Source organism: Candidatus Bathyarchaeota archaeon (assembly GCA_029882535.1).
Lineage (GTDB): Archaea > Thermoproteota > Bathyarchaeia > Bathyarchaeales > SOJC01 > JAOUKM01.
On sequence record JAOUKM010000005.1, the window covers coordinates 26,723 to 49,781 of the forward strand.

At 42.4% G+C, this 23,059-nt stretch carries 22 protein-coding genes and 1 tRNA gene; 12 read left to right on the forward strand and 11 right to left on the reverse strand.

The window, feature by feature from the left end; genetic code table 11:
• Window positions 1-675: 675 nt before the first annotated feature.
• Window positions 676-879 (reverse strand): hypothetical protein, encoded by a 204-nt coding sequence (locus OEX01_02755; protein MDH5447909.1) that lies wholly within the window; start codon window positions 877-879, stop codon window positions 676-678.
• Between the two features lie 114 nt (window positions 880-993).
• On the reverse strand, window positions 994-1,281 hold the full coding sequence (locus OEX01_02760) for a right-handed parallel beta-helix repeat-containing protein (protein ID MDH5447910.1): 288 nt from the start codon (window positions 1,279-1,281) through the stop codon (window positions 994-996).
• A gap of 220 nt (window positions 1,282-1,501) precedes the next feature.
• Here OEX01_02760 and OEX01_02765 point away from each other — a divergent pair, with 220 nt between their 5' ends.
• From OEX01_02765 to OEX01_02775, 3 genes are all read left to right on the forward strand, one after another.
• On the forward strand, window positions 1,502-3,766 hold the full coding sequence (locus tag OEX01_02765) for a right-handed parallel beta-helix repeat-containing protein (protein MDH5447911.1): 2,265 nt from the start codon (window positions 1,502-1,504) through the stop codon (window positions 3,764-3,766).
• A 224-nt stretch (window positions 3,767-3,990) separates the two neighbouring features.
• The gene (locus OEX01_02770) at window positions 3,991-4,647 is read left to right on the forward strand and encodes a cohesin domain-containing protein (protein MDH5447912.1); all 657 of its coding nucleotides are present in this window, start codon (window positions 3,991-3,993) and stop codon (window positions 4,645-4,647) included.
• Between the two features lie 279 nt (window positions 4,648-4,926).
• A complete protein-coding gene (locus OEX01_02775; protein MDH5447913.1) occupies window positions 4,927-8,070 on the forward strand; it encodes a C25 family cysteine peptidase in 3,144 nt (1,047 codons plus the stop codon).
• 94 nt (window positions 8,071-8,164) lie between these two features.
• Here OEX01_02775 and OEX01_02780 read toward each other — a convergent pair whose 3' ends face one another.
• Genes OEX01_02780 through dph5 form a run of 3 tightly spaced genes read right to left on the reverse strand, consistent with a single transcriptional unit; the run spans window position 8,165 to window position 9,683 of the window.
• The gene (locus OEX01_02780) at window positions 8,165-8,641 is read right to left on the reverse strand and encodes an FAD synthase (protein MDH5447914.1); all 477 of its coding nucleotides are present in this window, start codon (window positions 8,639-8,641) and stop codon (window positions 8,165-8,167) included.
• On the reverse strand, window positions 8,620-8,883 hold the full coding sequence (locus OEX01_02785) for a DUF357 domain-containing protein (GenBank protein MDH5447915.1): 264 nt from the start codon (window positions 8,881-8,883) through the stop codon (window positions 8,620-8,622). The genes OEX01_02780 and OEX01_02785 overlap by 22 nt, the downstream gene beginning before the upstream one ends.
• A complete protein-coding gene (gene dph5 / locus OEX01_02790) occupies window positions 8,880-9,683 on the reverse strand; it encodes a diphthine synthase (GenBank protein MDH5447916.1) in 804 nt (267 codons plus the stop codon). The genes OEX01_02785 and dph5 overlap by 4 nt, the downstream gene beginning before the upstream one ends.
• 76 nt (window positions 9,684-9,759) lie before the next feature.
• On the opposite strand from dph5, the gene OEX01_02795 reads away from it, so the two are divergent.
• The 4 genes from OEX01_02795 to OEX01_02810 all read left to right on the forward strand — a co-directional run bounded on the left by OEX01_02795 (window position 9,760) and on the right by OEX01_02810 (window position 13,543).
• A tRNA-Lys gene (locus tag OEX01_02795) sits at window positions 9,760-9,837 on the forward strand.
• 291 nt (window positions 9,838-10,128) lie between these two features.
• Window positions 10,129-10,668 carry a 4Fe-4S dicluster domain-containing protein gene (locus OEX01_02800; protein MDH5447917.1) on the forward strand — a complete coding sequence of 180 codons (540 nt, stop codon included), beginning with the start codon at window positions 10,129-10,131 and terminating at the stop codon, window positions 10,666-10,668.
• The gene (locus OEX01_02805; protein MDH5447918.1) at window positions 10,668-12,539 is read left to right on the forward strand and encodes an aldehyde ferredoxin oxidoreductase; all 1,872 of its coding nucleotides are present in this window, start codon (window positions 10,668-10,670) and stop codon (window positions 12,537-12,539) included. Before OEX01_02800 ends, OEX01_02805 begins: the two co-directional genes overlap by 1 nt.
• Window positions 12,540-12,751: 212 nt before the next feature.
• Entirely contained in the window at window positions 12,752-13,543 is a 792-nt protein-coding gene (locus OEX01_02810; GenBank protein MDH5447919.1) for a hypothetical protein, read from the forward strand.
• 101 nt (window positions 13,544-13,644) lie between these two features.
• Here OEX01_02810 and OEX01_02815 read toward each other — a convergent pair whose 3' ends face one another.
• The 5 genes from OEX01_02815 to OEX01_02835 form a co-directional block, all read right to left on the reverse strand.
• Window positions 13,645-13,830, reverse strand: a complete 186-nt coding sequence (locus OEX01_02815) for a hypothetical protein (protein MDH5447920.1) — start codon at window positions 13,828-13,830, stop codon at window positions 13,645-13,647.
• Window positions 13,831-14,061: 231 nt separating this feature from the next.
• A complete protein-coding gene (locus OEX01_02820) occupies window positions 14,062-14,493 on the reverse strand; it encodes a DUF371 domain-containing protein (protein MDH5447921.1) in 432 nt (143 codons plus the stop codon).
• Between the two features lie 34 nt (window positions 14,494-14,527).
• On the reverse strand, window positions 14,528-14,773 hold the full coding sequence (locus OEX01_02825; GenBank protein MDH5447922.1) for a GNAT family N-acetyltransferase: 246 nt from the start codon (window positions 14,771-14,773) through the stop codon (window positions 14,528-14,530).
• Entirely contained in the window at window positions 14,757-14,957 is a 201-nt protein-coding gene (locus tag OEX01_02830) for a hypothetical protein (GenBank protein MDH5447923.1), read from the reverse strand. Before OEX01_02830 ends, OEX01_02825 begins: the two co-directional genes overlap by 17 nt.
• 15 nt (window positions 14,958-14,972) lie before the next feature.
• Window positions 14,973-15,953: a helix-turn-helix domain-containing protein gene (locus OEX01_02835; GenBank protein MDH5447924.1), complete on the reverse strand. Its 981-nt coding sequence runs from the start codon at window positions 15,951-15,953 to the stop codon at window positions 14,973-14,975.
• A gap of 166 nt (window positions 15,954-16,119) precedes the next feature.
• Between OEX01_02835 and OEX01_02840 the strand changes: the two genes are divergently transcribed.
• The 3 genes from OEX01_02840 to OEX01_02850 all read left to right on the forward strand — a co-directional run bounded on the left by OEX01_02840 (window position 16,120) and on the right by OEX01_02850 (window position 20,384).
• On the forward strand, window positions 16,120-17,550 hold the full coding sequence (locus OEX01_02840) for a B12-binding domain-containing radical SAM protein (GenBank protein ID MDH5447925.1): 1,431 nt from the start codon (window positions 16,120-16,122) through the stop codon (window positions 17,548-17,550).
• 211 nt (window positions 17,551-17,761) lie between these two features.
• Window positions 17,762-19,618 (forward strand): glutamine--fructose-6-phosphate transaminase (isomerizing), encoded by a 1,857-nt coding sequence (glmS, locus tag OEX01_02845; GenBank protein MDH5447926.1) that lies wholly within the window; start codon window positions 17,762-17,764, stop codon window positions 19,616-19,618.
• Between the two features lie 82 nt (window positions 19,619-19,700).
• Window positions 19,701-20,384 carry a protein-L-isoaspartate(D-aspartate) O-methyltransferase gene (locus tag OEX01_02850; protein MDH5447927.1) on the forward strand — a complete coding sequence of 228 codons (684 nt, stop codon included), beginning with the start codon at window positions 19,701-19,703 and terminating at the stop codon, window positions 20,382-20,384.
• A gap of 6 nt (window positions 20,385-20,390) precedes the next feature.
• Here OEX01_02850 and fen read toward each other — a convergent pair whose 3' ends face one another.
• Window positions 20,391-21,428, reverse strand: a complete 1,038-nt coding sequence (gene fen, locus OEX01_02855; GenBank protein ID MDH5447928.1) for a flap endonuclease-1 — start codon at window positions 21,426-21,428, stop codon at window positions 20,391-20,393.
• 200 nt (window positions 21,429-21,628) lie between these two features.
• Between fen and psmA the strand changes: the two genes are divergently transcribed.
• Complete coding sequence (psmA, locus tag OEX01_02860; GenBank protein ID MDH5447929.1) at window positions 21,629-22,351, forward strand: archaeal proteasome endopeptidase complex subunit alpha; 723 nt, start codon at window positions 21,629-21,631, stop codon at window positions 22,349-22,351.
• A gap of 14 nt (window positions 22,352-22,365) precedes the next feature.
• Window positions 22,366-23,052, forward strand: coding sequence for a ribosome assembly factor SBDS (locus tag OEX01_02865; GenBank protein ID MDH5447930.1), 687 nt, complete (start codon window positions 22,366-22,368; stop codon window positions 23,050-23,052).
• Window positions 23,053-23,059 lie beyond the last annotated feature (7 nt).

A 23,059-nucleotide genomic window follows, 5' to 3' on the forward strand; every position in this document is an offset into this window, starting at 1 on the left:
AACAGCGTCTATGTCTTTTAGTTCGCACGCGCAAAATCTTATTAGTCAGGTTAGACTTTTTTTATGTTAAGAGAAGCTGAGGCTATGAAGAGAGTATTGTTTTTAGCTCTGGGTCTGGTCGCAATCTTTATTCTTGGTTTTTTAATGTTGTACTCATCAAATACTTCAGCTGATTTAAGCTTCGGGCGTAAACGCACGCCTGGTGGGACATCTGATGATTATGTGCGTGAACATGGGTCATGTACAAATAGTGCTCCAGTTAGAGGACCAGCAACTATTCCTAAAAACGGACTGCCAGCTCCCAGTCGGTAAATATTAAAGCAGGTTACGAATGAATTAAAACACCGCGTTAACGAACGATCTTGACAAAACTTTACTTAATAGTTAAAGTATTCTGTTCGAGTTGAGTGTTAATAGTTCTGTGAAGATTGCAAACTTTTAGTATTCTCTTCTGCCAACGTGTTTGTGAGGGGGCGTGCGCACGTACTTTCTCCTATCTCTCGAATTTTAGCAATAGCGTGGAAAGAGCGCACGCAACCCAACCCCCACCCTTGAAAAACCCAGAAACACCAAAACCATCCTACTCTTCAGGTGATCTGCGCTCAGACTTTACCTTTACTCTGAAAGTTGGGTTATGGGCTTTGTTGGGATTACGCGCACACAGTTAACATGTTGTCAGCAATCCCATTCGGCACGAAAGTTTCCGGTGCACCTCACTACGTCGTATATATTGATTGTCCAATCATCATCATGCTTCAAGTCTGCGTACGGGTTCCAGTTACTGTCTCCTCTTTTAGACCAATAGATACCAGTGATCTTAACGATATCATATATGTCCACATCCCCGTCCCAGTCAACGTCTCCTTTTAACGAACTCATCACAGGATGCTCGACTGGATTATAATCTATATTGTTTAAACTGATATTGTGTGGAGGTCCCCCTGTATAGTCGTGCCAATAATTTCCAAGGGTACTATAGTTCCAACTGTTTGATTAATCATCAGTCTTTATGTTTGACGTGTAAAAGTTGTTGTCGTAAATGATGTTGCTGTTTGATGATTCTAAGTGGATAGCTGTGGTATCGTATTCTTTGTATTGAATATTGTTATGAGTTATGTTGTTGTTGCAAAAGGATTGTAAATAGACCCCATATTCATTCTCTATGATGCCATTTTCAACTAGGGTAGTGTTGTGAGACGATAATAAGTAGACACTGTACGCTGTGTTGCTTTTGACACTGCTGTGAATTATAGTATTGTTGCTTGACCAAAGCATACAGATTCCATGATAATTGTCTTAAAATCTCGTTGCCTCTATTACAGAGTTCGTTGTAATCACAAAAAGCAGACCTTGAGAGTTATTCGTCAAATTTAAGCCTTTCACAGTAACGGCCGTAGAGTTTATGATTGCAGTCGTCATTTTACTTGCGCGTGCGTAACTAGAACATTTCTGCATAAAGTATATTTTCCAATAGACTCGTTTAGTATTAGGAGAAAGAACGTTGATAAAAAAAGTATTCTCAGGAATAATGATAATTTTACTCATATTTGGCGCAAGTTTGGCTTGCAGAGAGGCAACGTCAAATGTTCTTCAGCCTGAATCCACTGAAACTATTGTAAGATTTGAACCCCAATTTCTTAGAGTTTTTGTGAACGGAACATTTACAATAAAAGTGCTCGTCGAAAATGTTTCATCACTTTACGGCTTTGACATACAAATCACTTGGAACACAACATGCTTAAAATATCTAAATCACACCTCAACAGTCCCAGTAGAAATATATACAGGCGGCTTACTCCATGAACCAATATTATGGATTAAGGATGAAGTAAATGAAACAGGCGTGCCTAATGCACAACCAGAGACACGATATCAAATAATTATTTCCTCAATGGCTCCAGCACCAACTTTTAATGGAAGCGGCAGTGCTTTCACGATGAATTTTAAAGCCTTAAACCAGACAGGAATAACAACATTAAATTTCACAAGTATCAAAATAGGCGATCCTGTCGGCCAGCCTATTCTACATGCATCCTTTAATTCTGTTGTAGAAATAACAACACCCACGCAAACCATCATTATTCCAGATGATTATTCGACTATCCAAGAAGCTATCAACCATGCAAATGAGGGCGACACGATCTATGCAAGAAATGGAACGTACTACGAAAATGTGGTTGTAAATAAGACAGTGGCCTTAATTGGAGAAGGAAAGAACAGCACAATCATCGACGGTGACGGAAAAGGCCACGTCATCGATGCAATGGCGAACAATGTGGTCATCAGAGATTTCACTATAACAAACAGCAAAGAGTGGGACAATGGCATTTATGTTTATACGTGGAACAACATAACTATTCAAAACAACAACATTGTGGATAATTTTTTGGGTGTCGAGCTAAGGGAGTCGCTTAACAGTACGCTTAGTAATAACCGTATGATTGGCAACCAACTCAACTTTTTGGTTGGTGGAAGCAACCTCTCACACTTCATTCATGATGTTGATTCGTCAAACCTTGTGGACGGTAGGCCAGTTTACTATTGGATTAACCGCAAAAATGAGCACGTCCCCGTTGACGCTGGGTATTTGGCGCTCATAAACTGCACAAACATAATGGCTAAAGATCTATACATCAAAAATAACGGCGGCATACTACTGGTCAATACTAACAACTCGACAATAACCCAAAACCACATAGAAAGAAACTGGTGTGGCATTATGGTGAGATGGTCTTCTAATAACACTATTTCTCTAAATAACATAACAAGAAACACATGGGACGGTGTCATTCTCAACCAGTCATTTCATAACACGATTTCTGACAACAACATAACAATAAACTACCAAAGAGGCGTAGTTCTAAGCTACTCATCTTACAATATGGTTTATGGAAACAACGTAACAAAAAACCAGCGGGAGGGCTTCGATATTTCGGAATCCATGAACAATACGATTTCTGGTAACAACATATCAGCAAACAACTATTATGGGATACTTTTTAGGAATTCATCGTACAATAAAGTTTTCCACAACAATTTCATCAACAACCCAAACGACCAAGTTTGTTCCGTCAACTCAGTGAACGTTTGGGACGATGGCTATCCTTCTGGTGGAAACTACTGGAGCGATTACGTAGGAATAGACTCCTATCATGGACCATATCAAAACGAGACAGGCGGTGACGGTATAGGCGATACATCATACCTTATAGACGAAAACAATACAGACACGTATCCGCTCATGAAACCTTACCCTTGGGACCCACACAACATAGGAGTAACAAGCCTCAAAACTTCAAAAACCATTGCTGGACAAGGATTCGCCGTTAACATAAGCATCACAGTTTTTAATTACGGCACCTCTGTCGAAACTTTTAACGTGACCGCTTACGCCAACACCACAGCCATAGCGTCTCAAAACATCACTCTAACAAGCCTAAACTCTACTGCCGTCGCCCTCACTTGGAACACCACAGGTTGGTCTAAAGGCAACTACACCCTTAACACCTATGCCACCCCAGTCCCAGACGAAAAGGACATCTCTGACAATAACCTTACAAAAGGCTGGGTAGTTATAACAATTCCAGGTGATGTTGACGGCGATTTTGACGTTGACATTTACGATGTCGTGAAGATTACTGGCGTTTACCGGTCTAAAATAGGCGATTCAGACTACAAGCCTAACTCAGACATGAACAGTGACGGCATAATCGACATCTACGACGTAGTCATCTGCACGAGCCACTACGGACAAAAAGACCCATAAACTCCGTTTTTATACTATTATCCCTATCCATTGACTTGATATGTGTGCGCGCAAAACGCATACGCTCCTGCACGCATATAGATCTGTGGCATCTGAACGAGGAAAGTTCTCTGGAGAAAAAAGACATAGGCTTAGCTTTAGGTGTATATATCTTTGCCAAAACTTATATACAATATTCCGCCAAAACTTAAATACGATTCTTCTTCTACAATTAATGATGTGGAATGTCAAGGAAAATTTGCGTTATAGCAATTATTTCTTTGCTTTTGTTTGTGTCCTTTAGCCTAAGCATTAGTGTTGGATCCGAAAGCAATCCGGAGCTACCTGACAACTATCCTACGATTTGTGTCCTTCCTGCCGAGATAACTGCTGAGGTTGGTGAAACTTTCACAATTAGCGTTGTCGTCTTGGATCTTACCGATAACCTTTACGGATTCGACATCGAATTCGAGTGGGACGCCGCTATTATTGAATACATTAGCCACGTCGTCACGGCACCAGTAGAAAGCTATGAAGAGGGAGTTCTAAACAGCCCTATTTTATCCGCAATAGATATAGTTGACCCAACTGCCGGAACCTACTTAGTTGCGTATGCTTCAATATCACCTGCTGAACCATTCAATGGAGACGGTGTTTTCTTTACTATGACCTTTGAAGTGCTCTCCTCATTTAATGAACAGCCATTTCAAATAGTCAGCGCGATGCTCTCCGACGACAAAGGCCAGCCCATAATAGATTATTCACACCAAAATCAAGGGGCAACATTCGTGACGGGCGACGAAGTGTGGGAGTTTATACGCCAACGTGAGAAAGATCCGAAGGCAGAAGGCTGGCTGGAATGGTTTAGGACACAAATGCGGCGACATTGGGGTGTAGGCTAGCACAAACCTCGTTACAACCCAGCGTCATTCCCCCCCTTTTTTTGTTAAACATTTTCGTTCGAATAATATTAAATTCAACCATGCACATTATTAACAGTGTTCTTTAAGGGAAAAACAACATACATGCGTGAAAAGTAGCAACGAAGCAGACAAACCATTAAGATAGAAGTTTATTCCATAAAAAATTATATAAAAATTATATCGTAGAAGGAGTTATAGTAGGTGATGACCTTGTACAGAAACATACGTGCAACATTGGTTTTTTCGATCTGTTGTTTCATGATTATATCAACAATTTCAACAGGTGTCCTTAGGATCAAACATTTCCAGTTATCTGATCAAGAAAGTTTCAACTCAGCAACAAAAAGCAAAGATAAAAGCACAGAACGACTTGTGACGCTGACTAAGACTTACACTTTACACAACTCAATCATAGTTGATTTGGCTTTTCCCTACCCAATTATGAATAGCCCCCCAAGCTATGATTCTGTTGAAATGCTAGATCTGTCTAAACATGGCGCTCCTGGTGAGCCAATTCTACCTTTCAAAACAGTCAAGCTTTTGATTCCGCAAGGCAAAGAATTACAGAGCATCAACATCACTCACAGTAATAGAAAAACTTTGGAAGGCAAGTTTAATCTAGAGTATGGAAAAACACCGCTACCTATTTCTTCTTCTACTCCATTTGTAGACCAACCAAATCAAGAAATCTATAGTTCCACAACACCGTTTCCTGGAGTATTGCTTTCGCAGGTATCAGAACAATACTTACGAGGTTACAAAATACTTCTACTTACACTTCATCCAGTTCAATATATTCCCAAAACAGGAGAACTGTTCTATTTCCAGAACGTGACAGTCACCATAAATCTGACGGAGACCAGTGAAATTTCGCTGATGTTCAGAAATTTGCCAAAAGATATTAAACTCGTTCTAAGCCTAGTGGATAATCCTGAAGCAGTAGAAACATACACTGATACAATAACATCCAGGCGACCGACGAGCATTGTGAATTCATCAGAGTCATACAACTACGTAATCATAACAAATGCCGCCTTAAACTCTTCATTCCAACCTCTAGTAGAGGGGAAAGTCCTGAAGGGACTCAACGCAACTACTGTGTTGGTGGAGGACATTTTGAATGATCCAGACTATTTCTGTAACGGCTTGCATGGCGATGGTTGTGGAAGCCAATTTAATGGAACTGCAGCGCGTATTAGAAATTTCATAAAAGATGCATATCAAAATTGGGGCGCCGAATATGTTCTGTTAGGTGGAGATAGTGAGATCGTTCCTGTAAGAGGCGTCTACGCCTACGTTGACGATACCATAGATCGCAACATTCCATGTGACATGTATTATGGAGCCCTTGATGGAAGTTGGGATAATGATAACGACACTATATTCGGAGAGGGTGTCTTCGATGAAGAGTCCCCAGAAAATGGAACCGCTGGAGAAGAAGCCGATTTCCTTGCTGAAGTATACATAGGAAGGGCAGCAGTTGAGACGGCGGAAGAGGCAACGAACTTTGTGAACAAAACTCTGGAGTATGAACAGAGCACTGACGAATCCTACCTCAAGAAGGCCTTGATGATTGGCGAAGAACTTGACGACGAAACCGAAGCCGGAAACAGTAAAGACCTTGTCACAGACATAATCCCGCAGTACACGACAAAAAGATTGTACCACAGAGATGGAACATTTAGTGTAGCTGCAGTAATCAATGAACTGAACAGCGGTACACACATAGTGAACCATAACGGACATGCTAATTCTCAGTCTGTTATGGGAATTGGAACTTCAACTGTCGACAGTCTCACTAATGATAAGTATTGCATGATTTACAGTCTGGGTTGTTATGCTGCAGCGTTCGACAAGGATGAGGCAATCGCAGAACATTTCATCTTCAACTCAGGCGGCGCCTTTGCTTTCATAGGTAATTCAAGGTACGGCTGGTACGTTCCAGGCATGACGATTGGACCTGGAGAAACCTTCGATAGATCATTCTTCTCCGTGTTAAATGGCGGTACAAGGAATTTAGGCAAAGCGTTGCAACTTTCAAAAGAAAATCAATACAGCCAAAGTGTTGAAAGATGGACTTACTTCAATCTCAATCTTTTGGGAGACCCAGAAACAGAAATAGTAACTGACCTTATGGCACCTACTGATCATTTTCAAACAGTAACGGACTTGCTTACTTCGCCTTCCCTCGAAGGAGTTGTAGATCTTAAAGGTACGGCGAAGAGAGGAACAGCTGTTGGAGCGACATTTGCAAACTTCACGATAAAATTTGGAGGAGGAAGATACCCCGCATCTTGGCAGTCTCAAGGAATCCAGCTGACCAACAATGGCCAGGACGAGATCGAAGATGACGTGTTGGCTACGTGGAACACAAGTGTGGTCACCCCGGGAATCTATACGCTTAAGCTCACAGTGACTGACGAGGAAGGCAGAGTTGGAGAAGACTGGTGGATTGTTCGCGTTATACTGCCGCCCGCTGTTTGTGTGAATCCTCCGACAACCGAAGTTCAGGCTGGTCAAACTTTCACAGTGAAGATTAATATCACGGAAATAGAAGAACTCTGGAAGTTGGATATTCAAATTAACTGGAACACCACGCTGTTGGACTATGTAAGCCACGAAGTAAAAATTCCAGTAGAATACTATTTTGGAGGTGTTTTACACACGCCAGTGACAATTTACAAGAACAAAGTAAACCAAACGACGGGGACATATCAAATAGCAGCCGAATCTGAAAGTGGATCTTATCCCTTTACCGGCAGTGGAACCATCTTTGAAATGACTTTCCAAACCAAAGCTAATGGCACAGACGTTCTAAAACTATCCAGCACTCTTTTGAACCAATATTTGCAACCTCTCTCCCACGTGAATATAAATGGCATCATTGAAATTGCCCCTGGCATCCACGACGTGGAAGTCACAAATATTTCACCTGCTAGGACGGTTACGGGTCAGGGAACTGATCTCAGAATCAACGTGACCGTTTCAAACTACGGTACTTTCGGAGAAAACTTTAATGTGACTGCGTACGCAAACGGAACGGTCGTTGGCACAGCCCAAGACTTTGTAGTTAGCAGCAACTGGACAACGATTACCATTATATGGGACACAATAGGTTGGACTAAGGGTAACTACACTATAAGTGGCGATGTAGCTATTGGCTCGGAAGAAGCAAATACAAGCGACAACTCATTGGTTGACGGATGGGTCTTCGTGACTATTTCAGGTGATGTTGATGGCGATTTTGACGTTGACATTTACGACGTCGTGAAGATTACTAGTGTTTACTGGTCTCAGGTAGGCGATCCGAAGTACAAGCCTAACTCTGACATAGACGGTAACGGTATAATCGATATTTACGACATAGTAAAATGCACAAACCACTACGGAGAAAACTGGTAACCATAACCTCTTTTTTTTATATACACTATCATTTTCATCTATTGACTAAATCTGATGTGGTAACATTATGTCTATAATCAAAAAAACCGTGCGTCTAGGCTTGACGTCTGTATAATTGAATTATTTTTTTCTTAATTTCAGAGCTGCTGTTAAGCTCGTCTTCAGTGAACTTTCCAATTCTTACGAGTTTTATCTTCAAGCCTTTATCTGCAATAGCATTTTTCACTAATTCTCCAATGCCTTTTTGGTCGTGTCCCACAGCGATAACATCTGGCTTTATCTTTTCAATTACTTCATCTATGTTAAACTCCTCATATCCCAAAATTGCCTCGTCCACCACTTCTAAAGATTCCACCAATGCTCGACGTTGATTCTCTGACATTACTGGTTTCTCGCCTTTTCTTTTTTCAACAGTTTTGTCTCTTGCAACAATAACAATGAGCTCCGCATCCTCTCCACCTGCCTTCTTTACTTCTTCCAAAAACTTGACATGCCCTAGATGAAGTAGGTCGAATACTCCTGCAGCTAAAACTGTAGGGCGTTTTTTTTCTACTTGTTTATGGTTTGCCATTGGAACTCTACCATTTCTAGCAGTTTTAACGCGTCAAGCAAGCCTTCGCAGTAAGCTACTGAGGCAAGAGCGGTTTCAAATCTTTTTTGGTCACGATAATATATGGCGTCCTCTAAGTATCTCTTTGCATGGTCCAAAACTTTTTCTCCTCTTCTCCTGTGCAGACCTTTGTCTTTTTGTATCTGTTGGAAGGCTTGCTGAGTGTTTTTTATGTATTTTTCAACAAGCTCTTTAATTGTCATTTAATCAGTTTCCTTATACTTTCAGGCGCGTTTGCCAGTTTGATGAGGGCTTCTACCTCCATGAAATGAAGTTTTCCTGGAAAGATGAGTGTGTGGGGCGGACTGCCAAAATCATAATTTCGTACCTCGTCTAGCAAGCCAGCTTTCACAGCAGGTTTTCTTGAGCCAGCTTTTGCTATACCCACAACTAGTATGTCTCGGATGATAATGGACTCTCGCTTCCTTTTCTCTGTTGCCAAAAGTGTTTCTAGCGCTTCTTTTATGGTCATATATCGCTTTTCCTCTGCTCTGATGTCTAAGAAACAAAGTGTATGAAATCCTGCTTTCAGATTTGTCTTAACTATGTTGTAGGGCGCTTCCGGAACATCGCCGCCGTTGATGAAGGGAATTGTTACACTTCTTCCAAACTTGTAGTTCTGCAAACCTGACAGCCCTATTGCCGCGGAGACTATGGAGGCGCCATGAACTATGCGCGTTTTGATTCCAGCTTTTTCGGCTCTTATCCGCAAATCTATATGTGTCGTGGCAATCAACGGGTCTCCAGGCACGAGAAAGACTGTTTTTCCTCTTAGCGCTGCAGCAAGAATTTGCCTTCCATCCTCCTCTTCAAGTATCCTTCTAGAAACTAAAACAATCTTCTTTCCAGTAAGATTTTCTAGTTTCTCAATCTTCAATCCTTCCATTAAGCTGGTGTATAATTCTGCGAAGACAAAATCTGCGTTTTTTACTTCTTCTAGGCCGCGCAGCGAAATGTCATTTTCGTCATGGAGTCCCAAGCCGACAAAGACAAGCTCACCCATTTAAGTCACTACTAGTTTATGTGCGGTAACGAAAAATATTAGGGTAGCTATGTTACAAAAGGATTGGCTGAGTTGTGGGCCCGTAGCTCAGCAAGGCTAGAGCGGCGGACTCTTAATCCGTAGGTCGCGGGTTCAATTCCCGTCGGGCCCGCCATCCACAGTGCGCATTTGACCTGCTGTCTTTTGACGTATGAGGTCCTCAGACTTTGCTTAGGGTTTTGAGCTGGATGTTCTCTTTCTGTTCGAATCCCGCGCGCGCAGAAACTTAATGCGCATGCATGCAGTAGTTTAACAAAGTGTGTATTCTAAAATGGGGGTTTGCTATGGATAACCCACGCATCTTGGAAAAAAATATTGGTAAGCGAGGGAAAAAATTGAAAGACGTATTGAATATAAGGAATGTCTGCATAACGAAAGCAAAGACGTTGAGGATGCTATATAAAGATTGAAAACGAACCGAAACAACCAAATTTGGATTAAGCGAAACTATGAGAATTGTAGCGGATGCAGAAGATGCGAAATTGCCTGTTCGCTTCATCATGAAGGAAGAATTTGGCCTGAAGCTTCAAGAATAAGGATTTTCATGCTTATTCCAGGAGTTGAGATTCCCCATTTATGCTTTCAATGCGAGGATTATCCATGTGTTGAAGCATGCCCCGCAAGAGCCTTATCTCTAAACAGTAAAATTGGAGCGATAAACATAGATGCTTCAAAGTGCACTGCATGCGGTCTATGCATCGAGGCTTGCTCGGGAAATGTTCCGCATCTACATCCAGAAGGAAACTACATTGTTATCTGCGACCTCTGTAATGGAAAGCCAAAATGTGTTAAAGCGTGCCAAGAAGGCCGATGGAACACTTTAATGCTTATTCCAAGAAAAAAAGAAGTCTCCTATAAGACCTTGGCCAAAAAACCGCAAGAACTCACACATGAAGTTGCAGAACAAATTCTTGGAGAAGAAACTGCAAAGGAGGTTTTAGGATGATGAGAGGCTACGCTGGAAAATTCTTGGAAATAGACCTTTCCAGCAGAAACGTCAAAGACACGAAATTTTCAGACGAGGTACTAAGAGATTATATTGGCGGAAGAGGCTTAGCCACCAAGGTTTTATGGGATAGGCTTGGCAGGAAATGGGAAACAGTGGATCCGCTTGGCCCAGAGAATATTTTGCTTGTTCTTACAGGCCCATTTACGGGATACTTCCCCGGAACAAAAGTCTGTGTCTCCGGAAAGTCGCCTCAAAGTAATGGTGTAATAGGCTCAACGGTTGCAGGCGAGTTTGGAGTAGACTTGAAATGCGGAGGCTATGATGGGTTAATAATAACTGGAAAAGCAGAAAAGCCATGTTATATATTCACGTGTGACAGCCAAGTCGAAATTAAAGACGCTTCACCCATCTGGGGCAAAAAAGCAAGGGAAACCCTACGTTTTCTGGTTAGAAAATCAATCGAGGAAATTAAAGATGTTCGACCCAGCTACGGAGAAGTGAAGGAACCCTCAGTTCTCTATATTGGGCCGGCCGGAGAAAATAAAACTAGGGTTGCAGCTGTCGTCGCCAAGTATGCACATGGAGCGGGCTACGGCGGATACGGCGGAGTAATGGGGGCCAAGAACTTGAAAGCAATAGTCGCAAAGGGATTTGGTCCAGTACCAGACGTGTATGACAAGGAGAAGGTGATAGATCTAGCCCAACGGTTTTCCGAATGGAATTTTGAGATGGAAAGATTCAGACGCTGGGGAACTGGAGGTGGAGGCTACTTCTTTGGGGCCGAAACAAGTTCTGAACCCGTCAGAAACTGGCAGAATGAATGGCATGACAAGGAAAGTTACAAGAAAGAAGAATTCGACAAGTACTGGGTTAAGAAAAACTGGGGAGACTTTGGCTGTCCAACGACGTGTCTAAAGCTTGCAGTGCTAAAAACTGGAAGGTTTAGGGGAGCAATATGCGACAATCCAGACTACGAGCTTGAAGCCTACTTAGGAACAAACCTCGGAATATTCACCCCTGAAGAGAACATCTACTTATCCTACGTTAGTAACGAGCTGGGCTTGTGTGGAATTCAAGGCGGGGCAGTTCTAGGATTCGCAGCAGAACTCTACGAAAAAGGAATACTAACAAAGAAAGATCTAGATGGAATAGAACCTAAATGGGCAAACGTCGAAGCCTTCACAGCCCTAGCTGAGAAAGTAGCCTTTAGGGAGGGAATTGGTGACATCTTAGCCGAGGGAGTCTATCGGGCAGCATTAAAGCTTGGAAAAATCAAAGGTGCCGATCTGCTAAAGTACGCTGTTCACGAGAAAGGTGTAGCAATAGGAGCGCATGGGGTTAGAAGCGGAGAAGACTTCATTGCAAAAAATATTGCCTACGCGTGCTCAGTCCAAGGCGGAGATCACACATCGGCGGCTTCTCTTCCGCTTGACCAAGGCGGCGAACTATCCTCAATAATGGCTGACTCAGCTGTCCTCTGCATCTTCGCTGCATTCGGAATCGAAGACAACGAAAAAATCAACTTTTACGAGGGGCTTACAGGGTGGAAGCTAACAAGAAAAGAATGGTATAAGGAAAAAGCTCCAAGAATACTACACCTGCAAAGAGCTATGCTGCTATTAGGCGGGCCGGACGCCAAGTGGAGGCCAAAATTGGATGATGACAATCCGCTGAGGTTCTGGGAGCCACTGCCCTCAGGACCCTACAAAGGAAAAACATTAGATAGAAAGAAGTTTGATGAATCAAGACTTGAATACTTTGCAGCTGCTGGCTGGAACGAAAACGGAGTGCCAAAACCTGAAACGTTACGAAAACTGGGCCTAGAAGACGTAGAAGCAAAACTTAAGGATGTAGCCCTGATAAAATAGCTCAGCCCACACGTGCGGCAATGTTGGTTGGGTTCAAATCCCAGCGATCCATTTTGATGACGATTACGTTTAAGACATAAAAAAAGTGGGAGATTGATGGGAGATTTGATTGGGCAAATTCACTCCACGGGAATCAATTCCTGTCGAGCCCGCCACATATCCTCTAGTTTTAAATACAAATTTCTCGAAATAACAAAGACAGGTGTAATAAATTGAATGTGGAAAAACCTACGCATGAATTGTCTATCGGTGAAATCCTTTCCCTAACGTTCAACCTTTACCTGTCCGAGTTTTTACAGTTTTTCTTGCCTTTTCTAGTCGCCGGGATAATAATGGGTCTTTCTACTTATGCGATAATTTCGTCCTTTCCTTTACCAACCGAACCAAGCCCGACGGCTCCTTATGAAGAAATATTCGCTTGGCTTGTCGATTTCTTTTCAACAGTCATTGTGATAGGTGTTCTGTCGGGTCTTGTTTCGTGGATAGTAGGCACCACGACGACTGGAGTGGTCATCAAATATGCTTCTGACAAAATAGAGAAAGGCGAGGCAAGTCTCGGGGTAAGTTTTAGCTTTGTGATTTCCCTGCTTCCATCGCTGCTAATAGCTCAACTTGTAGCTGGAATCTTGATTTTCATTGGGCTGTTGCTCTTCGTTATAGTAGGAATCATTCTCGCCATAATGTTTTTGCTGATCATCCCTACAATAGTTATTGAGCGGAAAGGTGCCTTTGACAGCCTAGGAAGAAGTAGAAGGCTTGTAAGCCATCGTTGGCTGAAAACTTTCGCTCTTCTGCTAATCGTAGGTATAATTGTTATGATAGTCAGCGGTGTTGCAAGCGTGTTAGTAGTGCCCTTCAACTCTATCCATCCAATTATCGGTCCACTTATCACGAACATAATATCTGCCTTTGTAGGCCCAATTTATCCGATTACAATAATCTATCTTTATTATGCAATGGTTGCCCGAGAAATTCCACCGCCTCCGCCTCCTCCTACCCTCTAATCAAACATCGCTTAAAGCCAGTCATAATAAGCTGTGATTTACGAAAGCTCCTAGTTAACAGTAGGATCCAATATAGAGACAAAGCTTTTTGGCTAAAAGAGCTATCTTTTTACTTCTACTTCTCTCTTTAGTCTCTCTACTTCTTGTCGCAAGTTTATGATTTCGAAAAACAAAAATAAAATGCCATGCTTTGCAAACTGTTCCACTTTTTCACTAGTTGACTGCTCGCCCACTTTGTCTCCAACTTTCTCAACAACTTCTTTTAAAAACAATTCTTTTTGACTCATTTCAAATCAGCCTAGAGGGCGCTTAGTTTTATGATAAAAGTTATGAAGTTTGAAATCTTATTTAAAATCTAGAATTTTTGTGTAAGAAAGGCGTGACTTCTGAAGGTCAGACTGGAAAGTTGTATTATGCGTTATTATAAATTTGGTGGCTATTCTAGCTTGCAGTGTTGCCAAGTTCGATTGATCAAAGCAATATAGCAAACAAGCGGTTGTGATGTTATGTCTCTGACGTTATGTAATGTCCTCAGCAGCAAACGTTATTTCGATTTTTTGTTGAGAATTTTTCAGCTTTGCCACGAAGCGCCTTGAAAAATCTCTAGCTGCCTTGTTTGCTTTTATTGCCAGCGTCCTGTCACAGATATAGCTGCTTTTGCGAACAACCAAATCTGCTGCGTGATTAAACGTGAGTTTCGGGTTTCCCCAAGCTTCCACTACTTCCCTTTCGTCATCCACTTGAACAATGATTGTCAACTTAGCGTCTTTTTTGTTCAGAATTTTCTTGAATTCATCACTCAAGTCTTTGATGCTTTTATCTGCTGCCACAGCGATTATACAGTCTCCTCGTTTAGTCAAATTAGCATCTTTTGTGATTTCAAACGTGTTCTTATTTCTTGCAAGAATGTTTTCATGACCATGTGCAGTGATAACTTCAACTGTCTTCATGTCTGTTCCATCTTTGACAAGATAAGTTCAAGCATTATAGCGTCATGTCCCATGCCGAAGAAATTGCGCCACACGCCGGGTATTCTAAATCCATGCTTATAATAGAAAGGAACGCCGAAGCACACTTGTAATGCACTTCCGCCACAACAATTTTCGATTTACTGTTTCTTAGCGCTCTAAGCTCGGTTTCTAAGAGCAATGTTCCTATTCCTTGATGTTGATGCGCTACATCTACTGCAATATCCTTCAATACACCGTTACCATTATGTACGTCGCCCATAACATAACCTACAACTTTCTCTTTTTTTAACCGCCACAAGAGCTAACTCAGATTTGCATTCCATTTCTTCTTCAAGGTGTTTTCTGTATTTTGTCTTCTCGGCGAAGGGATTGGCTAACATCGCTAATTCGGAGACGACGTCTAAGTCGCTTTCCCTCATCTTCCTTATGGCAGTTTCTTTCATGCTTTTATTGCACCATTATTCAAGCACTTCTATAGAGTCAACCTTTCCATCACCATCCAAATCAAAGCCCTGAATAACAGTAGCGAAATTGTCTTCACCCTGATAATTCTTTAAGGCTTGTTTCCAAAACTTCGTAAACGCCAAGACGCATGCCTTGGTGCCCACAGCCTTGTTACCCGCAAAAACTATAACTCTCTTTTCTTTATCCCACGGATTCATTATCCTTGCGATTAACCCCATGGTATCTGCAGTGTAAACGTTTTTAGTCTTTTGAGAAATCAAACCACTGAAAATAAAACCATGCTTTGAAGGTGTCATATCAAACTTAATGGGCAGGTAGTCGTTAATCTCTTTTGTAAGAAGATTGGTCCCTGGACCACCTACTAGGATTAGATTATTTTTTTCTTCTTTTTCAGCTTTTACGTCTACATCTAGCTTTATGGCAAACTCGTCTGGCAGCTCCGAGTACTGCCCTAGAAAGAATGTTAGGTAAGATGAGTAGTGACCGTCGCGAGCGCTTGTTTTGAAAGGACCGTGGGGGTCAGGGCTTCCTACCACGATTTTGCCATCGAAAAAACCGTCTTTCAGAATAGGGTCTAAGAACTGTTTGATTTTTTTGTCGATAAAGGAGGTTGAAGCCATTTTTCGCTTTTGACCGCCGAAAGGCAACTCTACTCCGAAAGCTGGAAAGTTTGCCTTGTAGTATTTCGCAATTGCTCCTTTTTTTTCCTCTTCTTTCACCTTCCTTATCGCGTTCGCTTTTGCCAGTTTTCTTATGTGGTAATAGATCTTTTGTTCGTGAATGTTAAGTTTCTTGGCAATTTCCATAGGATACATTTCTTTTTCGCTGAGTAATAGGAGGATTTCCCATGTTAACTTGTTTAGCACCGGTTTCAGTTTTTCTGGATGCTCATAAATGGCAATTTCTTTGACTTCTCGCTGTTTTTTGTCTTTGCTGACTAGCAGTTTTTTTTCCAATGATCTTCTTTTGAGCATAAACCAGTTCCTTTATAAATATTTTTTTAATGCTTCAAAATAATAACCATCGCCCCCTAGGAACCCCAGAAAGGCGTTCACGAGTTTGGCAAGTTTGCCCACGACCTATTTCTAAAAAATTCATATTATAGAAAGCCACAAAATGGTTAAAGAGAGGGCTATAACTGTGAAGTTCTCGTTTATACAGCCAAAACTTTCTGAAGGCGCCTTAGACATGTGCTCTAATGCATGGCCCCCCCTAGGCATATTATACTGCGCAACAGTTTTGGCAAACGAAGGCTTCGAGGTTTCTGTTCTAGATCAAGCGGCGAAGGGTTTCTCAACAACTCAAGCTGTAAGCTGGGTGAAGAAGGAAGATCCTGACATCCTCGGGTTTTCAGTTTTAAGTAGCTCATCTAAAGAAGTGGGAAAAATTGCTAGCCTCGTAAAGAAGGAAAACCCGAACATCTACGTTGTCTTAGGCAACTATCACCCCACGTTTAACGCTGAGAGACTTCTCAAAAAATATCCTGACATCGACGTTATTGTGAGAGGCGAAGGAGAATACACAAATCTTGAACTAACCAGATGTCTGCAGAGAGGCAAGAGTCTAAAGAAAGTTGACGGAATCACATATAGAGACAATGACGGCAAAACCGCAACAACTCCAGAGAGACCTCTAATAAAAGATTTAGATTCTCTTCCTTTTCCAAATCGTCGTTTAGTAGACTGTGAATACGCTTCAAGAATCTTCGGAATAAAAACTGCTACAAAAAAATTCACCTCTCTTCTTTCTTCTCGAGGATGCCCGTTTCAATGCACCTTTTGTGCATGCAGGGAATTTGCTCGCGGAGTATGGAGACCTCGATCGGTTGAAAATATCGTTGAGGAACTCGAGTTTCTATATATTGAGGGATTCCGGGAGTTTCTTTTTGTTGACGATAATTTCACACTTAACCCGAGGCGAGTGGTAAAATTTTGTAACATGTTGAAAAAGAGAAGAATAAAAATTGAGTGGTTTTGTGATTCAAGAGTGGACAACTGTGGTTTTGACACCTTTAGAGAGATGGTAAAAACTGGTTGTAGGATTCTATATTTTGGAATGGAAAGTGCCAATCAACGAATTCTAGACTACTACAAAAAACACATAACCCCTGAACAATCAAAAATTGCTGCTCGCAACGCTAGAAAGGCAGGAATGGATATTATTGTTGGATCATTCATTGTTGGAGCGCCAGACGAGACTCGAAAGGAAATCCAGAACACTTTGCGATTCGCTCAAAAAATCGACATAGATGTTCCTTCGTTCAACATCCTCTGTATGCCTATTGGCTCCCCGTTATGGAATGAGCTTGTTGCAAAGGGGTTTGTAGATGAAGACAAACATTGGGAAGAAGGCGTTTTCGTTCCAAACATTGTTCCTACGGCTGTTCCATTTGAGGAAGTAAGTTCGATGATTTATGAATATTTCAAAGCCTTTTATTTTGACCCAAAACGACTGTTTTCGGAGACTGTAAGAATGTTTACGAGTTCCTTCAGGTTAGGCTTACTTTTCAAAAATCTAACTCAGCTAGGTCAAACTATCAAAACTGTAAAGCGGGGAGTACAGTTTAAATAGCGATACTACGTTCTGGATAGTAATGCAGGAGAACCATTAAAAATAAATTTTTAAGTGCACATCCCAAGGAACCCCGCAAACATGGATGTCCATTAAAAAAATGCTTTTAAAACAAAGAGGTTTTTCCTAAAAATGCTTATAGAGCGCCCTTTCGTACAGTAAGTCTTGAATTTCAACGATTCACCAAAAATTTGAATGAGGCAATAAAGGAATGTGTGGAATATTCGGTTGCATTCTAAAAAAAGGCAACGCCGCGCCCATAATTCACGCCGCGTTAAAACGACTTGAATACCGCGGCTACGATTCTGTGGGCGAAGCAACGATAAAAGATGGAAAACTGTTCGTGAAGAAAGACGCGGGAAAAATCGACGACGTCCACGCCATGCGAAACCTTGACGATTTGCCTGGGAGAATCGGCGTTGGGCATACCCGTTGGGCTACTCATGGAGCTCCGTCTCAAGTTAACGCCCATCCCCACTTTGATTGCTCAGATCCGCCTAGAATAGTGGTTATTCATAATGGCATAATCGAAAATTTCGCCGAACTCAAAAAAGAATTAGAAGACAGCGGACACGTTTTTAGATCGAAAACAGACACTGAGGTGATAGCTCATCTGATAGAAGAGAATCTTAAGAAGAAAGCGTCTGCGTCAGGGATAATTGCCTCTTCAGACTTCGAGAATGCAGTAATGGAGACTGTGAAGCGACTCCAAGGTTCTTACGCATTCGCAGTCATTTCAACCCATGAGCCCAACAAAATAATCTGTGCCCGTAACGAAAGCCCTATTGTTCTAGGCATTGCTGATGACGCTTACTACTTTGCTTCCGACGTTCCTGCGTTTCTACCTTTAACAAATAAAGTTGTTTTTGTAGAAAATGGAGAATTAGTAATTCTAAGCGATGAAGGCTTTGGGATAAAGAAGCTCATTGACGGCAGCACTGTGATTCGCGAGCCTAAGCTTGTTGACTGGACGGCTGAGATGGCTGAAAAACAAGGGTATCCGCATTTTATGTTAAAGGAAATCCATGAACAACCACGTTGCCTTCGCAACACATTGCGGTTGCAAGATAAATACTTGGAATTGTTGACGACCTTTCTAGATAGAGCTCGCGAAGTAGTTATGGTGGCTTGCGGCACCTCCTATCACGCTTGCCTAGCTGCATCCTACATGTTCTCAAAAATGTCATTTTTGGCTACCCACCCAGTAATAGCTTCGGAATTCACTGAGCAACATGGCAAGTCAGTTAACATCGACAGCACAATTCTTTCAGTCAGCCAGTCAGGAGAAACAGCCGATACTCTAGCTGCGGTGGAGAGTGCCAGGCAAAGAGCCGCCACAATTCTTGGGTTGACAAATGTCGTAGGTTCAACGTTAACACGTGTCTCTAGAGTTTACATTGGTCAACAATCTGGCCCGGAGATTGGCGTGGCAGCAACTAAAACGTTCACTTCTCAACTCTCGGTTCTTTCGCAGTTAGCAATTCGGTTAGCTAAAAAACGGGGCAAGGTTTCCCAAGAAGAAATCGACCTTCTAGACGAGAAGATAGAGAACATTCCAGATGCCGTAGAAAAAATAGTTGAGACACAAGAAGAGAAAGTAAAGGCGTTAGCCCGAAAATACAAGGACAAGCAATGCTTCTTCTTTTTAGGCAGAGGGATAAGCTACGCCACTGCTCTAGAAGGACGTTTGAAACTTATGGAGATTGCCTATGTGCCATCCATTGCTTTTCCTGCCGGCGAAAGCAAACACGGGCCCATCAGTCTCATTGAGCAAGGGTTTCCAGTGATTTTTGTTTGTCCGCCTGATGACACACAGAAAACTTTGATAGGGAATATTATGGAGATGAAAGCGCGAGGAGCTTCCATCATTGCTATTTGCGAAGAGGGTGACGAAGAGATAATAAAGCTGGTTGACGATTACATTGAAATTACAAGGGGGATTCCTGAAATTTTATCGCCCATACCCTACGCGGTGCCCCTTCAACTTTTTGCATACTACATGGCTATCGAACGAGGGTGTGACCCAGACATGCCTCGTAACTTGGCGAAGTCAGTCACTGTAAAGTAACGCTTCTTCTTTCTCCTCTTTTTCAATCGTAAGTTCTTAAGGAACCTTAGCAGTATTGTAGGATGAAAGGTTTTGGTTAAAAATGAAGAGAGAAACAGAGACTTGGGAGCAACTGGTTGACAATCTCGTTAAAGAAAGAGCTCTTCATTCCCCAAGTGTCATTCACGCGATGAAACAAGTGCTTCGCGTCCTCTTTTTACCTGAACGCTCAATAGAATACGCATCAATGGATGCACCGTTACCTATTGGCAAGGGACAGACAGTTAGTGCGCCTCACATGGTTGCTATTATGAATGAAGCGTTGGAGTTGGAGGTAGGGCATAATGTTTTGGAAGTGGGTGCAGGATGCGGTTGGCACGCTGCAACTATTGGGGAGACTGTAGCGCCGAAGGATGCCCCAAGATCGGAGCGAGGACACGTTTATACAGTTGAGATTGTAGCTGAACTGGCACAGCTTGCTAGGGAGAATATTATGCGCCACGGGTTCGGTGACCGTGTAACTGTGATTCACGGAGACGGTTCTCTAGGCTATCCAGATCACAGTCCTTATGATCGTATTTTGGTAACTGCGGCTGCTCCGGAAGTCCCCCCTCCTCTTATAGAACAGTTGAAAATTGGAGGCGTTTTGATAATTCCTGTTGGCAGCGTTCACTTGTTTCAGTCTCTAATTCGCATACGTAAGGGCGCTGATGGCAATTTAGCCAGAGAAAATCTGGGCGGAGTGGCTTTTGTGCCTCTGACTGGACGCTTTGGTCATAGGGTTTAGGGCGTTTTATCCGAAGAATGCGTCAAGAGTGGTTTTAGCTTTCTCTTCCTTTATTCCCTTACTCATCTTTTCCAGAGCTTTTCTCACTCTGTTTTCTGTGAAGTCACGTTCTCGGCAGAGAAAATCCACGACGCCTTCTACATTAGGCTCATACCATTCCAGACTGTAGTTGTCTGTGACTTTTGGGTGGAGAAATATGTCTTTAATTCGTTGAGGGTCGACCGGGAACTCTATGTCTTTTAAAGATGTTCGCAACAGTTCATCGAGACTCCCGTATTCTTTGACGAGTTTTAGGGCTGTCTTTGAACCGATGCCTTTTACTCCTTCTCGGTTGTAGTCCGTGCCGACGAGTATGCCTATGTCTATAAGCTGCTCAAACGTTATTTCCAGCTCTGTTAGAACTTTGTTGAGTTCAACGACTTCTGGAACGACATCTACGTATACTGGTTTTCTGGGAAGTTTACGTCTGCCACTTATTGTTATGTTGCGGATTAAGGTTGGAGCACCAAATAAGAGTGAATCGTAGTCTTGGCTTGCACAGAAATCCGTGACTTCCTTTTTGGTCATGTACGCCGCTTGGGCTTCTCCTTCGCTTGGTGCCTGAATCCACGGAATGCCCATAAGCGTTAAAAGTCGTTTACTATCTTGCTCCATATAATCTTTTAGACGAGAGGTGGCTTGAGCATAAGTGCGAGCCTCTTCAATTTTACCCTCTACCAAAGCCTTCTTATACTTGATAGTGGCTGCTTCCTTTGTCTTTATTCGTCGTTTAATCTCAACTTTTTTTAGAGTTGGCGGGATGCCGTCGAAGACGTAGGCTACTTTGATTCCCATTTCGACGAGGTTTGAGGTGCGGTAGAGCAAGCCGCTAAGGTGGCTGGTGACTTTGCCTGTTCTGTCTTTTAGCGGGGTGCCGTCAGGTTGACGAATAATGGCTAGGAACTGATAAAGGGCATTATAGGCGTCGATAGCTATGGATTTGCCTGCGAGGTTTTGTAGGTCGACTTTGGTTTTTGACACTAAATTCTTGAGGTTCACTCCCAAAACGTGGCACCATTTAATAGAAACGTTGAAAACACAAAATAAACCTTGCCGTGGACTCTCAAAATAGCTGTATGCTAAGGGTTAATCAGATGTGTCTCGGCTGAATGATGTGCTATTCAAGATTATACGAAAAGGTTTTTAGCGTAGTTGCTGATTCTTGTCAAGCAAACGAGTAATGTCTGCGTGAGGTGAAAATGTAGTTGTCAATATTTGCGGCACCAGGAGCATACGACCGAGCCATAACCGTGTTCTCTCCAGATGGCCGCTTATTTCAAGTAGAATACGCCCTCGAAACCGTAAACAGAGGAGCAACCATAATAGGAATAGTCTGTCCAGAAGGCGTAGTTTTGGGCGCAGAAGAAAAAATCGAATCAAAACTACAAGACTCAAACTTCACATGGAAAATTTTCGCAGTAGACAGCCACATCGGTGCGGCAGTTGTCGGGTTAGGCTCCGACGCACGTATACTAGTCGACCAAGCACGGGTATACTGTCAAAGCAACAGGCTCATGTACGACGAGCCCATTGACGTTGAAGTAATCTCTAAACGCATAGGCGACATAAAACAAATCTACACTCAACACGCCGGAGTGCGTCCCTTCGGAGTCTCCATAATCTTCGGCGGCGTCGACAAAACGGGAAATCGCCTTTTCTCCACAGACCCTAGTGGAACCTACAGAGCCTATAAAGCTATTGCAGTGGGCATTGGGAGAGAAACAGTTGAGGGCGTCCTAAAAGAAGAATACCGCGAAGACTTGAGCTTGGAAGAGACTGTGAAGCTCGTCGTTAAATGTCTCAAAAAGACTCTTCAAGAACGAGACGAACAGCTAAGAGTTAAAATAAGCACAATACCTGCAACCACAAAAACCTATAAGACAATACCTGATGAAGAAGTCGAGAATTACATGAAAGCTGTAGAATAGAGTGAAACACTAAAATGAGTGAACGATACACCGTTGTGCGCATAACCCGCGACGGTGAACACTTCGAAATCCTAGTCAAACCACAACCCGCCCTAAACTATACAATGGGCAAAACCACGTCCATCTCTGAAGTTCTAGTCACCGATACAATATTTACCGACGCAAACAAGGGAACAAAAGCAGGTGAAGACAAACTCAAAACTGCCTTCCAAACAACAGATACCAGAAAAATTGCAGAAACAATCTTGAGAAAAGGAAAATTGCAGCTAACAACCGACCAGAAAAGACAATTAACCGCAGAAAAACGAAGACAGATAATATCTTTCATAGCACGTCAAGCTGTCAACCCGAAAACAAACCTACCCCACCCACCCATCCGCATCGAACAAGCAATGGAACAAGTCCACTACTCCATAGACCCTTTCAAAGAAGTCGAAGAACAAGCAAAAGATATGATAAAACTTCTACGTCCAATTATTCCCCTCAAAATAGAGCAAATTCAAGTCCAAGTGCGAATTCCCCCGGAATACGCCGCAAAAGCCTACGGCTCAGTCAAAGGTTATGGCACAATAAAACGTGAAGAGTGGCGCGCAGACGGCTCATGGTTCTCCATAATCGAAATGCCAGCAGGACTCTATGGTCCTTTCTTAGATAAACTTGGAGAACTAACAAAAGGAAACGCGGAAGCAAGAAAAGTGTAAAAAAATT